Here is a 13,117-nt window from a genome sequence, read left to right on the forward strand (position 1 = left end):
ACCTCAAAATAAAAAGTATCGCTGCGCCATAGGCACAACTTCTGCTGCTTCACATGTAATCATTTGTCCATCTACTTTGACTTCGTAGGTTTGGGGATCAACTTCAATTTTAGGCATTTCCCCGTTTAACTTCATATCTGTTTTTTTTAATTGACGAATATTTTTGACCGGTTTAAGCAGCTTTTGCAACCCCAGTTTCTCGCCCACTTTGTTCTCGTACGCTGCTCTTGACACAAACGTAAAAGACGTTTTAGCTCTTGCTTTTCCATAAGAAGCAAACATCGGACGGTATAAAACCGGCTGTGGAGTTGGGATTGAAGCGTTAGGATCTCCCATTAAGCTGTGTGCAATCAAACCGCCTTTTACAATCAAGTCAGGCTTTATTCCAAAAAACGCTGGCTCCCATAGGACTAAGTCAGCCATTTTCCCTGTTTCTACTGATCCTACGTATTCGGAAATTCCATGAGCAATAGCTGGATTAATCGTATATTTAGCTACATAGCGTTTGACACGTGCGTTATCGCCAGCTTCGCTGTCACCATCAAGTTTCCCTCGCTGCTTTTTCATTTTGTCAGCTGTTTGCCACGTTCTTGTAATCACTTCTCCTACACGTCCCATTGCTTGGGAATCTGAAGAAATCATACTGAATACACCTAAATCGTGTAAAATATCTTCAGCTGCAATCGTTTCTTTGCGAATGCGAGAATCAGCAAAAGCGATGTCTTCTGGTACAGAGGGATCAAGATGGTGACATACCATGAGCATATCTAAATGTTCTTCAAGCGTGTTGACAGTATAGGGTCTTGTTGGATTAGTTGATGATGGAAGCACGTTTGGAAAGCTTGCCATTTCCATAATATCAGGTGCATGTCCGCCTCCAGCTCCTTCAGTATGATAGGTATGAATGACTCGATCGCCAATCGCTGCAATCGTATCTTCGACAAAGCCGCCTTCATTTAAAGTATCTGTATGAATCGCAATTTGAACATCGTACTCGTCTGCTACCTGTAAGCTTGTGTCAATGGCAGATGCCGTGGTTCCCCAGTCTTCATGAAGCTTTAGTCCAATCGCTCCTGCTTCAATTTGCTCAATTAAAGGCTCTTTAGCACTTGCATTCCCTTTTCCTAAAAAGCCAATATTCATTGGGAATGCTTCAGCGGCTTCAAGCATTCGTTCAATATGCCACGCTCCGGGTGTACAAGTTGTAGCTTTTGTTCCTGTAGCCGGTCCCGTTCCTCCTCCAATCATTGTTGTAACTCCAGAGGCAAGAGCAGTTTCAATTTGCTGCGGACAAATGAAATGAATATGTGCATCAATACCGCCGGCGGTTACAATTTTCCCTTCTGCTGCAATCACTTCTGTACTCGCACCAATGATGATGTCTACTTCATCCATCAGCAGGGGATTGCCCGCTTTTCCGATGGTTTGAATGAGTCCATCTTTTATTCCAATATCTGCTTTATATATGCCTGTATAATCAACAATAATTGCATTTGTCAACACTAAGTCCGCTGCTTCGCTTCGTGTTGCAAGAGGATGCTGCCCCATTCCGTCACGAATGACTTTTCCTCCGCCGAACTTCACTTCATCTCCATATGTTGTGAAATCTTTTTCAATTTCAATAAATAGCTCTGTGTCTGCTAAACGAACAGCATCTCCAACGGTTGGTCCAAACATATCTGCATACTGACGTCGCGACATTTGAAAACTCATCTTATACATCTTCCTTTCTATCAGAAAGCGATCCGTTTGTTTTATTGTTAAGACCGTAGATTTCTCTTGTTCCGGAGAAAGCAACGAGATCGACTTCTTTTGCATCACCTGGTTCAAAACGAACGGCTGTACCGGCCGGAATATTTAAATGATAGCCAAGCGAAGCTTCGCGGGGGAATTCGAGCGCAGCATTCACTTCAAAAAAATGAAAGTGTGACCCTACTTGAACAGGTCGATCGCCTCTGTTGATTACAGTCACGCTAATTGATTTCTTTCCGTTATTACATGTGATTGGGTCTTTTTTTAAGAAATATTCCCCTGGAATCATATCTTTCCCTCCTCTTAACGAATTGGATCGTGCACAGTGACGAGCTTGGTTCCATCTGGAAAGGTAGCTTCCACTTGAATATCATGAATCATTTCCGGAATACCTTCCATTACATCTTCTCGTTTTAAAATCTTGGTCCCTTCTCGCATTAGCTGTGCTACCGTCTTGCCATCACGAGCTCCTTCCATAATTTCATATGTAATAATAGCTACTGCTTCGGGATAATTAAGTTTTAATCCTCTTGTTTGACGGCGTCTTGCTAAGTCTGCAGCTACGACAATCATTAATTTTTCTTGTTCTCTCGACGTAAGTTTCAATGAAAGCTTCCTTTCTGCTAATCTATTTTCTTATTAACATCAAATGTTACATTTTCTAACACAAATACATAACTAATTATAGTAAATTTTCTGATAAAAAACAAAGGATTTATCTCTTCCGATAAAAAAAGATGAGCATGTTTGCTCACCTTTTACTCTTCTGAAATCGCTTGTGTTTTCCATTTCTGCAGGTGTTTCCAGCCCAAACCTTCAGCTAGCTGACGTTTTGCATAGTCTACTCCTTTTTCAATAGAAGCTTCATAGCCAAATAAATAATAGCGCAAGCCAGCGTTTAATACTACTTGATTATAGACGTAAGTCAGTTCGGAAGAAGATTCACCCTCCAGAATGCGCGTCACATATTCCGCTTGTTTTTCAACGCTTATTTTCTTTTCAAAGTGCTCTTCTTCCACAAACAGTCCGTATTCTTTTGGATTGACAATAAACGACTCCATCTCTCCTTCTGAGATAGTAAAAACAAAACTGCTTCTATGTACAGGTACATCTTCTGATCCTTCTATCCCTTGTACCACGTATACGTGTTTGAAAGGCAGAGAAGCAAAAATAGGCACAATCTTATTAATGGCCGTACGATGAAAAGCCCCCATCATTAAAGAAGAAGCATTCGATAAGTTTAGTAGTTTTTCAACCGTATTAATAAGTGTCCTTACACCAATTTCATGACGAATTTTTTTGATGCGACTAAGAGGATAAGAAATTGTTTCGGCATTTACAAAGCCAATTTTTAACGTTTCAAACGCATGACTGATGTTTTCAATCGTTTGAGCTTGAGGGATCTGTAATGAATGAAGTACGTCTTCAATCGTTGTTCCAAACTTTGGAGGAAGTGCTTCTGTACAGTGTAAAAAAGCTGGCACACCTCTTTCAGCTAATAAAATCGATACAGGAATGGTCGCAAAAAATGAATTTCTCCCTGCATAAGGGCTTGCAAAATCAATTGATTTATCTTTTAACGGCTGAGACAGCGGTATTTCTTTTGTTTTTTCGCGAAAAGCATGAACAAATCCCAATAGTTCATCTGCATTTTCAGTTTTAATACGTTCTGCGATAAAAAAAGCAGCGATCTGAGCATCCGTAGCTTGTCCAGAAGCAATTAAGCGAGCTGCTTCTTTTGCTTGTTCATACGTTAAGTCAGTTGATCCTCTTTTTCCGCGCGCTATTTCTTTGATAAATTGCTGCATATCGTACACTTCCTTTTTAACTGAATATTTGTACATTGTATCACATATTTTCTTTGTTCTTCAGATTATCTTCTATCAGGTACGCAAACTGCTAAAAAATATGAAATTAAAGGAAAAGTACTAGTTCTTTTATAACCTAGTATAGTATAATCTATCTGCTATACTATTATTTGGATATTTGGGGGACTTTACAAATGAAAAAAGAGAAACTACTTGTACCATTTATAGCAGCATCCGTTTTAGTAGGAGCATCGGTGGCAACGCCTGTTTTTAGTCACTCTGCTTATGCTGCTTCTTCTGTCAGCGTTTATCAAAAAGACGTTAATTCGCTAGCAGATTATTACGCACCATTTTATAAAACCGTAGAAAAAAAGCTAAAAGAAATTGAAGGAATAAAAGATGACGAAAAAGCGTTAGCGGCATATGATCAGCTTGCGGATCAAATTGACCAGTTTCTAACAAAGACTGATAAAAATTATGCGATGAATCACCTTAATTCAGAAGCTGATCAGCTTCAAGGGTATTTATACGACAGCTTAATTGCTCTTTACAATTACATTGTGGATCTTGAAGACTATGCGTATGGAGATGTAAGTGACGCGGAATTTAATAAGATCTCTGCAAATTTTGAAAAAGAAATCAACGCATACAATACGCAATTTCAGCAAAAAGCGAAGAGCTATAAAACGAAGCGAAAAGTAACGTTTAACGCAAATATGAGTTATTTGCTTGATGAAGATATTCAACCTTCACCAACAGCTCCATCTACACCGGCTGATAGTAATGGCACCTACACGGTGAAAAAAGGAGACACGCTGACAGCAGTCGCTAAAAAGTACGGCATGACGGTAGCTGAATTAAAAAAATTAAACAATTTAAAAACAGATGCGCTAAAAGTTGGACAAGTGCTGAAAGTGAAAAGTACAAGCGCACCTTCTCCGGCTCCAGCACCTCAAGCTTCTGTTAGTTCAAAACAGCAGCAAATTGTATCGTATGCCAAAACGCTAATTGGAAAGCCATATAAATATGGAGGTACGACACCAAAAGGTTTTGATGTATCAGGGTACACACAGTATGTATATAAAAACGCGGGTTCAAATATTTCTATCCCCCGTACAGTAGCAGATCAGTATAAAAGCGGCACGGACGTAAAGCAAAACAGCCTGCAGGCTGGAGATTTAGTTTTCTTTAAAAACGGCAAATCTGTTTCAGTCGTAGGAATTTACCTAGACAAACAAGAATTCATTTATGTCAGCAGCAAAGGCGTTAAAACGCAATCACTTTCAACAGCTTACTGGAAAAACAGCTATGCAGGAGCAAAGCGTATTATAAAGTAAAAAGAGGTGCCATAAGGCACCTCTTTTGCTTTACTAGCTATGTATTTCTATACTAGACTAGCAATTTTATAAAGAACTTCTTAGTTCATAACCGTGATTTTAACAGATTTTCTTCCGAACTGTTGAGCATCACCTTCAGAAGGAACGAATACATCAATTCGATTGCCTTTAATTGCTCCACCTGTATCGGCAGCTACAGCTTCACCATAGCCTTCTACATAAACTTTCGAACCTAATGGAATAACACTAGGGTCAACAGCGATTACTTTTTGATTTGGATTTGCTTTTAAATCCACTCCTGTAGCAGTTGTACCGCTACATCCAGCACAATTAGCCGTATAGGCAGTTGCTTCAACTGTCATTGATTTACCGCTGGCTTGTTGTGACGATTCAGCAGGTTGTTGTTGTTTTTGAGCTTGTTCAGCTTGAGCTTGCTGCTGCTCTTTTTGAGCCTGTTCAGCTTGAGCTTGCTGCTGCTCTTTTTGAGCCTGTTCAGCTTGAGCCTGCTGCTGCTCTTTTTGAGCCTGTTCAGCTTGAGCCTGCTGCTGCTCTTTTTGAGCCTGTTCAGCTTGAGGTTGCTGCTGTTCTTCTTGAGTTTGTTCAGCCGGTGCTTGAGCTTGCTGAGCTTCTGGAGCAGCTTGGGCTACTGAAGGGCTTGATTGCTGAGCTTGACCGTTTGGAGACTGAATTTTTAATTGTTCGCCAGGATAAATTAAATCTGACTTCAGTCCGTTCCATTCTTTAATTTGATCTACCGTCACGCCGTATTGCTGACTGATGGACCATAATGTGTTTCCTTGCTGAACTTTGTGCGTCATTTCTTTTATAGTAGCTACGTTTAATTCTTGATTTGGATAAATAATATTAGATGTTAAGTTGTTTGCATCTTTTAGCTCGTCTACGCTCACGCTGTGCTTTTGAGCGACTTTCCATAACGTATCACCTTTTTCTACGTGATACGTTCCGCTTGTAGAAGCAGAAGCTGCACCTACAAATCCTGCTGAAAGGATTGCTGTTGTTCCTAGAGTAAATATAAATTTTTTCATTAAGAATACCTCCTTATTTACTCAATGATTGAATGATATCATCCTCACATTTCACAGCCGTTACAGAGCCGTGCTACTTTTATTACAAAACTTAACAAAACAGAACATTCAATCGTAATATTTCTGATAATTTGGCTATATGATGAAACGTTTCTACTTTTTACTGCTTTTTATTGTTGTTTTTACTAAAATAGTTAAATTTCTCTACCATTGCTGGCTATGCCTCTTCTTTTTTATTGATCATTTAACGGGTATATTAAGTTTTTTTCATAACAAAAAAAACGAACCGCTAATCAAAAATTTTGATCAGCGGTTCGTTTTTCAATTCGGCTAAACTACTTTTGTCCCAGCTTTTTTATTTCTTGTTAAATCCTTGCTTTTCAACAAATTCTTTCATATACATACGCTTAGGATTGGAAAGCATTTCAGCCATTTGACCAGTCCATGTGTCTTGGCGTTTGCCATTTGTTCTTTCGTTGTAATAAGTAGAAATTTCTTCGTTATACGCTGTTAATTCTTTTTTCGTCTGCTCATCATTCGGCTCATATGTTTCTTCATGATACACATGTTTAAATGGTAAGCGCGGCTTTTTATCCGTAATACCCGCTGGATGTCCAACCGTTAGACCAAATAACGGGATTACATGATGAGGCAGTTTTAACAATTTGCTTACTTCTTCTAATTCGTTACGCAAACCGCCAATGTAACAAGCTCCAAGTCCCATTGATTCAGCAGCAAGCGTTGCATTTTGCGCAGCAAGGGCAACGTCAATAATAGCTACCATAAACTGCTCTGTGCTTTCGAGCGCTGTCGATAAATCTTTTTTCTCCATTTCCGCAATGACATCATGACGATGAAAGTCAGCGCAAAATACAAAGAAGTGTCCATTTGTTTCTACGTAAGGCTGATTTCCTGCTAATTGAGCAAGCTTTCGCTTCGTTTCTTTATCTTTTACTCCAATAATGGAATACGCTTGAATATAGCTTGATGTGGAAGCTGCCTGTGCGCTTTCTACAATCTTCTGAATTTGCTCTTTCGACAATGGTTTGTCTTCATATTTGCGAATAGAACGATGATTTAAAATCGTTTCAATAACTGAGTTCATATTATAATCTCCTTTTACTTCATCTAACCTTCTACAGATGTTATCTCTACAGTTAGTTTATCGAATGTAAAAAGAAATAACCAATGTTCTGCTTAAAATTGATTTTGACTTGTCTCATATCGATACAGCTTAAAGTGATCTGCAAGCACGCGATCTACTTTTACTTCTAAGCTGTCTACATATTCGTCCATCCGTTTTATCAACCGGTTTCGTTTCACATCATTTTCTAAAATGTTCTTAAGCTGCTGTTCAAAGGCTTCAGCATCATTAAGCGGTATCAGCAGCTCTTTTTCTTTTAGATATTCAATGTTAATTTGTTCTTGACCGGGAAGAGATGAGTGAATAAAAATAGGTAGTCTCTTGTGAAGGGCTTCGCTAATTGTCACTCCCCCCGCTTTTGTGACAATGGCATCTGCTCCCTCATATAAATCATTCATTTTCTCTCTCGATTTTACATACGAGACCGCTTTAATTCTCGGGTGGTTCAATTTTATTAGTTCTTGATACAACTTTTTGTTTTTTCCGCACAGCACATAATACATATACGTACAGTTTTGCGGAAGCTGCTGAAGCATTTTGCGTACATTTCCAAGGCCGGAATTCCCTCCGGCAATCAGTATATGTTTCTGTGGCATGAGATGGTCAATCCGTCTTTTTAAAAACGCTTTATGAACGGGAATGCCCGTTACATAAATAGAAGACTCTTTTACACCGTGAACGTTTTGTAAAAACGCTTTTGTATCCTGATCAGGCACGCAGTGAAGCTCAATTCCATTTTTACCCCATACGTCGCTTACTAAGAAGTCTGTGTATACGTTTATAATAGGAAGATCAATGATTCCTTTTTCTTTTAACCCGCTTAATACACAGGAAGGAAAGCTGTGTGTACAAACAATGACGTCCGGCTGCTCTGCATCAATTAATTTTTTCATATGGTATTCGATAATCGGCCACTTTTTCACAACAAAATCATCCATCGTATGGTCGTTTTTTTTGTATACATGACCGTAATAAAATTTTTCAAACTGCTTTGGAAAAACAGAAATCCATTTCATGTATATAGATGAAATCATTTGTTCAAGCGGTTTGCTCCAATAGCTTAAACAATCAATTTTTTGACAAATAACGTGCGAAAAACGCTCCATGATGGCATCCATAACGGCGTCTGCTACTTGGTGATGACCAGATGGCATCTGAAAAAGCGGTAAGAATAAAACCTTCCTCATTGACCATCCCTCCTCTCAAGACGTTTTCGGTTTCTTTTTCTTTTTATAAGTAAATAAATGACAAAAAAAGCTACAGCGCCCATGATAATATACGAAATATGAATTCGATCTCCTACGTAGTAACCTAGAATTAGAAAAGAAAGGACCCATACTAGACTTCCTACTACCGATAACAATAAATAAAGCAAAAACGGATAGCGACTTATTCCCGCCATATATGGGCTAATTTGACGCAAGCCTGGAATATATAAACCAAATAAAATGGTCCATATCCCATATTTATGGTAGCTGCCGCTTGCCGCTTCAATTTTCTCTTTGGTTAACCCTACGTATTTTCCGTATTTATCAAAAAATGGGGTTCCCGCATACCTTCCTAGCCCGTAAGCAGTAAGCATTCCAGTTATAACACCTAAAAAAGCAAAAAGAGATGATTCGTATAAGTTCAGCTGATGTTTGGCAATAAACATGCCTAATAATATTAAAAATGATTCTTCAGGCGCTGGAATTCCAACAATCCCACAAAAAAGTACAAGTAAAATAACAATATAACCATAGGAATGTATATACTGAGAAATAATTGTTAAGTCCACTGCTCGCTCCTCTATTTACGATTGATTCATCAATTGCTGCATGGTTATACTTTCATACCCTTGCTGTTTTAAGTAAGGTAAAAATTCTTCTAACGCCGCAATCGTCATTTCAGGTGCTTTTTCATCTGCTCCCGGGGTATCTCCATTATCGTGTAACACAAAAATGGCTCCATCTTCTACTTTACGCATTAGTTTTTGAACTAATGCCGTTTTCGTTGTTTTTAGTGTCCAATCCTGAAAGATTCCTGTCCAGATCACAAGGTGATATGGCTTGGCCATTGATAAACTGCTCATATTTAAATGTCCCCACGGCGGACGATAAAAAAGCGGCTTTTGATTTGTTACTTTCTTTATAACCTGTGCACATTGATGAATTTGTCTTTTTAATTGCCAAGGTGTTTGCGTCCATGCACTCACATGACGATGATGATGTATAGCTACTTCATGTCCTTCATCGATCATTCTGTTTAAAATAGACGGGTGTTTCTCCCCTAGTTCTCCCACAATAAAAAAAGTAGCTTTCATTTCATGCAGTTTGAACAAGTCCAAAATTTTTGGTGTATAAACAGGATGAGGCCCGTCGTCAAATGTTATAGCTATTTTATGCTTTTTTTCCCCTTTTATTATGACTGATGAATGATAGCGACGATAAAGGGTTTGCGAAATAATGGTATATACACATATAACCATTAGAACGAAAAGTAAAACAATAAAAAAACGAGTCATATGCTTTTAACCATCCTTTTGAATTTAAATCCTGCATTTATTATAACGGTTTACTCAGACTTTGGTTTCATTTTTTTGTGATAGAAACCAGGAATTTTAAAATAATTTGATACTTTACCTAAAAATAGCTGTTCTGCAAAGATATACCGGAAATAAAATGATATCATAAAATTTCCCTTCATTCAGTAAAAAAAGTACTTTTTACCATTTATATCTATCTTTTGTACGATAACTGTCATTATTTTTTAAAAATAAAAAAACTTCCCGCACGAGTGCGAAAAGTTTTTAAATTAAAATTTTGACCGATACCATTTTTCAGCTGCTTCAATTTCTGTTCGTGTTAACTGATGTCCAAATGATTCCCAATGCACCTGTACGTCTGCTCCGGCTTTTTCTAAAAGCGCAGAAAGTTCTTCTGTTTCTGATGCTGGGCAAATAGGGTCGTTTGTGCCTGCGCCGATAAAGATAGAGGCGTCCGTCTTAGGCACTTCAACTCCTCTTCTTGGAACCATCGGATGAAGAAGAGCCGCCCCTTTTAAAGAATTCTCATAATGAAATAGCAAACTTCCTGCAATATTGGCACCATTTGAGTAGCCTACAGCTACGATGTTGTGTCGGTCGAATGAATATGTTTCAGCCGCTTCGTCTAAAAATTGATGAAGTTCTGTTGTGCGTTCAATTAAATCTTCTATATCAAATATTCCTTCTTGTAAACGTCTAAAGAAACGGGGCATTCCGTTTTCTAGTACATTTCCTCTTACAGATAATACCGAGCAAGAGGAATCAATCATATCTGCAACAGGAAGCAGATCTTGTTCTGTACCTCCTGTACCATGCAACAGCAACAAAGTCGGTTTCGTCTCGTCCGTTCCTTTTTTAAAAATATGTTTCACGTATATCCACTCCTTTTAAATATCTCGAATTAAAGATAAATTTATTATAAGAACTTTCGAAGCATTTGTAAAGGAACTACTGTCAAAGAAATACCTGTATGTTTTGCTGGCAGTATCACATAATACTGAATAACTTCATACAGCCATTGCTCATATGCAGCTAGGTATTTAATTCGTTTGACTTACAACGGGGAAAGAAATATTCCACTTTTAGCTAAGTGCTCCCGTCAAAAGGTGGATAATGATTAAAACTCGCCCGTCCTCCTTCGTATAAAAAGTGCCCTAGTCTGATAAATTAGTTAATTTTTGCTTTATTTCGTTACTTTCAACAGATATCAGCATTTATACCCGAACGTACTAAATCTTATTTCTTATACGTGTTATAACAACTTTTTTCTATGAGAAACAGAACGTAAAATACCAGCTTGTTTTTTCATAAAGGGGAACAAAGCCCCGAATGGTGCTTTATACGACTTTATTTGACAAACACAAATTTATGGGTAAACTAAGTTCAGATGATTGTATTTCACTTTGTTTCAGTTTAATAAAAAAACGAAACATCTGCGAGTAAGCAAAAAATAACTGCGTAAAGAGCTATTTATGTCAATCATCTTATACCCTAAAAACTTACCTGCACTTGAATAATAGCCTTTATTAAACTTAGCGCGTCAGCTTGTGAACGTTAATACTTTATCATCCATCTCTCTGTTAAAAGATTGAATGGATCAACAAACTTTAGCATTCTTTACATAACGACCTTGTAAAGACGAAGAATGTAGCTATGTGTAAACATGGAATTATTACTTAGTGGAGTGAACCAACATGAGGAAATTTATTTTAGCCTTTTTAGTCGTTGTTTTAATTGTAATGCTAGGAGTTACCTATGTATTAAAGCAATTTCAGCAAACGGCTGATTTATCTTACTCGAAACTGCAGTCGGTTCAAAGTACGGTAGTCTATGACAAAAATGACCGTAAGATTGACGAATTGTATAAAACCGTTCCCCGTCAAAATGTTTCGAGCAATGAAATTCCCGATTATGTAAAAATGGCGTTTGTTGCAACGGAAGACCGTCGCTTTTACAAGCATTTTGGGATTGATTTACAAGGTATTGGCCGCGCCCTTTTTAAGAACATTGTAACAATGAGTAAAGCTGAAGGCGCAAGTACCATTACACAGCAGTTAGCAAGAAATCTTTACTTATCTAGTGATAAGACCATTAAACGTAAAGTAGATGAAATGTTTCTATCACTAGGCTTAGAAAGACAATTTACAAAAGATCAAATTTTGGAATTATATTTAAATCAAATTTATTTCGGAAGCGGTGTATATGGTATTGGTGCAGCTTCTCAGCTTTATTTTAATAAGCCTGTATCAGATTTAACCGTAGGCGAAGCTGCGCTTTTAGCAGGACTGCCAAAAGCGCCGAGTACGTATTCACCAAGCAATAGTACAGAAAAAGCGACAGCCCGACGAAACGTTGTATTGAAACTGATGCATGACCAAAACGTTATTAGTGATACTCAGTATCAGCAAGCGTTAAACGAACGTGTAGTCAAGCCTAGTATTCCGGTTAAAAAACCGAACTCAAATCAAGCATTTATTGATTATGTAATTAACGAAGCTGCTCAACAGTATGGCGTATCTGCTGATGACCTTTATAAGGGTGGTTATGCCATTTATACAGATTTAGATCCTAATTTACAGGAATCGATTAATAACTCTGTAGCAAATCATACGTTCCGAGATGATGCCATCAACAGCAAAGTAGAGGTTGGGATTTCGGCTGTTAACCCTAAAACAGGTGGAATTTCAGCGATGTATGGAGGACGCAGCTATGAGCGAAACGGCTTAAACCGTGCTACAAGCGGCTATCAGCTTGGTTCAGCTATTAAGCCTTTAGCCGTATATGGTCCAGCCTTAGAAACTGGAGATTATACACCAACTTCACTCTTAAGTGACGAACGACAAGACTTTGGCGGTGGATATAGCCCTAAAAACGCAGAAGGTGAATATCAAAAGCATGTGACAATGCGTGAAGCACTTACTCGTTCGCTTAACGTTCCAGCTGTTTGGCTTTTAAAACAAATTGGTATTGATACAAGCGCAAAATTCATGGAAAAAGCTGGACTTCCTCTTGAAGATGACGATAAGTCAAAATTAGGGCTTGCTCTGGGAGGAACGACCACAACGTTCTCTCCCCTTCAGTTAGCACAAGGATATACAACTTTTGCTAACAAAGGCGTCATGACTAAGCCGTACGCAATTCGAAAAATTGAGATGCGCGACGGTGAAGTGAAAAAGCCAGACATTCAGACAGAGCGAGTAATGAGTGAAGAAAATGCCGATACAATGACATCCATGCTACAGGATGTGATTGAAAAAAGCTATGGAACAGGTGTTAACGCTCGTTCTTCACGAGATGCTGCAGGTAAAACCGGTACAACCAACGATGTCAAAGATGCTTGGTTTGTCGGGTATACCGATGATGCAGTCGTTTCTATCCACGCTGGCTTTGATAATGCTAATTCTACGCAAACAACGAAATACTTATCAGGCGGCGGCGGACAAGACCCTGCTACACTGTTTAGCTCAATTATGAATAACTGGTAACCAAAAAACCTCCAACTTCAC

12 protein-coding genes are annotated in these 13,117 nt (G+C 38.4%); 2 read left to right on the forward strand and 10 right to left on the reverse strand.

The annotated features are described in order from the left end of the window. Positions 1 to 3 precede the first annotated feature (3 nt). From ureC to JNUCC25_RS14890, 4 genes are all read right to left on the reverse strand, one after another. Entirely contained in the window at positions 4 to 1,713 is a 1,710-nt protein-coding gene (ureC, locus tag JNUCC25_RS14875) for an urease subunit alpha (protein ID WP_029322587.1), read from the reverse strand. 1 nt (position 1,714) lies between these two features. After that, on the reverse strand, positions 1,715 to 2,041 hold the full coding sequence (locus JNUCC25_RS14880) for an urease subunit beta (protein WP_013057658.1): 327 nt from the start codon (positions 2,039 to 2,041) through the stop codon (positions 1,715 to 1,717). Positions 2,042 to 2,055: 14 nt separating this feature from the next. Further along, the gene (locus JNUCC25_RS14885; RefSeq protein WP_013057659.1) at positions 2,056 to 2,358 is read right to left on the reverse strand and encodes an urease subunit gamma; all 303 of its coding nucleotides are present in this window, start codon (positions 2,356 to 2,358) and stop codon (positions 2,056 to 2,058) included. A gap of 152 nt (positions 2,359 to 2,510) precedes the next feature. Continuing rightward, complete coding sequence (locus tag JNUCC25_RS14890) at positions 2,511 to 3,560, reverse strand: anthranilate phosphoribosyltransferase (RefSeq protein ID WP_029322589.1); 1,050 nt, start codon at positions 3,558 to 3,560, stop codon at positions 2,511 to 2,513. 194 nt (positions 3,561 to 3,754) lie between these two features. Here JNUCC25_RS14890 and JNUCC25_RS14895 point away from each other — a divergent pair, with 194 nt between their 5' ends. After that, positions 3,755 to 4,897, forward strand: a complete 1,143-nt coding sequence (locus JNUCC25_RS14895; protein ID WP_029322591.1) for a C40 family peptidase — start codon at positions 3,755 to 3,757, stop codon at positions 4,895 to 4,897. Positions 4,898 to 4,977: 80 nt separating this feature from the next. Here JNUCC25_RS14895 and JNUCC25_RS14900 read toward each other — a convergent pair whose 3' ends face one another. From JNUCC25_RS14900 to JNUCC25_RS14925, 6 genes are all read right to left on the reverse strand, one after another. Next, positions 4,978 to 5,943, reverse strand: a complete 966-nt coding sequence (locus JNUCC25_RS14900) for a 3D domain-containing protein (protein ID WP_064471823.1) — start codon at positions 5,941 to 5,943, stop codon at positions 4,978 to 4,980. Between the two features lie 355 nt (positions 5,944 to 6,298). Beyond that, the gene (nfsA, locus tag JNUCC25_RS14905) at positions 6,299 to 7,048 is read right to left on the reverse strand and encodes an oxygen-insensitive NADPH nitroreductase (protein WP_029322595.1); all 750 of its coding nucleotides are present in this window, start codon (positions 7,046 to 7,048) and stop codon (positions 6,299 to 6,301) included. Positions 7,049 to 7,140: 92 nt separating this feature from the next. Beyond that, positions 7,141 to 8,274, reverse strand: a complete 1,134-nt coding sequence (locus JNUCC25_RS14910) for an MGDG synthase family glycosyltransferase (protein WP_013057664.1) — start codon at positions 8,272 to 8,274, stop codon at positions 7,141 to 7,143. Then, positions 8,271 to 8,864: a DedA family protein gene (locus tag JNUCC25_RS14915; protein WP_013057665.1), complete on the reverse strand. Its 594-nt coding sequence runs from the start codon at positions 8,862 to 8,864 to the stop codon at positions 8,271 to 8,273. Before JNUCC25_RS14915 ends, JNUCC25_RS14910 begins: the two co-directional genes overlap by 4 nt. Positions 8,865 to 8,879: 15 nt before the next feature. Beyond that, on the reverse strand, positions 8,880 to 9,590 hold the full coding sequence (locus JNUCC25_RS14920; protein ID WP_013057666.1) for a polysaccharide deacetylase family protein: 711 nt from the start codon (positions 9,588 to 9,590) through the stop codon (positions 8,880 to 8,882). 290 nt (positions 9,591 to 9,880) lie between these two features. Further along, positions 9,881 to 10,483: an alpha/beta hydrolase gene (locus JNUCC25_RS14925; RefSeq protein ID WP_029322598.1), complete on the reverse strand. Its 603-nt coding sequence runs from the start codon at positions 10,481 to 10,483 to the stop codon at positions 9,881 to 9,883. A gap of 822 nt (positions 10,484 to 11,305) precedes the next feature. On the opposite strand from JNUCC25_RS14925, the gene JNUCC25_RS14930 reads away from it, so the two are divergent. Continuing rightward, positions 11,306 to 13,096 (forward strand): transglycosylase domain-containing protein, encoded by a 1,791-nt coding sequence (locus tag JNUCC25_RS14930; protein WP_029322600.1) that lies wholly within the window; start codon positions 11,306 to 11,308, stop codon positions 13,094 to 13,096. Positions 13,097 to 13,117 lie beyond the last annotated feature (21 nt).

The organism is Priestia sp. JNUCC 25 (assembly GCF_053667915.1).

Excerpts from the sequence above, each read along its gene's own strand:
- ureC (WP_029322587.1), bottom strand. The coding sequence starts at position 1,713 with ATGAGTTTTCAAATGTCGCGACGTCAGTATGCAGATATGTTTGGACCA.
- JNUCC25_RS14900 (WP_064471823.1), bottom strand. The coding sequence starts at position 5,943 with ATGAAAAAATTTATATTTACTCTAGGAACAACAGCAATCCTTTCAGCA.
- JNUCC25_RS14920 (WP_013057666.1), bottom strand. The coding sequence starts at position 9,590 with ATGACTCGTTTTTTTATTGTTTTACTTTTCGTTCTAATGGTTATATGT.
- JNUCC25_RS14895 (WP_029322591.1), top strand. The coding sequence starts at position 3,755 with ATGAAAAAAGAGAAACTACTTGTACCATTTATAGCAGCATCCGTTTTA.
- nfsA (WP_029322595.1), bottom strand. The coding sequence starts at position 7,048 with ATGAACTCAGTTATTGAAACGATTTTAAATCATCGTTCTATTCGCAAA.
- JNUCC25_RS14880 (WP_013057658.1), bottom strand. The coding sequence starts at position 2,041 with ATGATTCCAGGGGAATATTTCTTAAAAAAAGACCCAATCACATGTAAT.
- JNUCC25_RS14890 (WP_029322589.1), bottom strand. The coding sequence starts at position 3,560 with ATGCAGCAATTTATCAAAGAAATAGCGCGCGGAAAAAGAGGATCAACT.
- JNUCC25_RS14910 (WP_013057664.1), bottom strand. The coding sequence starts at position 8,274 with ATGAGGAAGGTTTTATTCTTACCGCTTTTTCAGATGCCATCTGGTCAT.
- JNUCC25_RS14930 (WP_029322600.1), top strand. The coding sequence starts at position 11,306 with ATGAGGAAATTTATTTTAGCCTTTTTAGTCGTTGTTTTAATTGTAATG.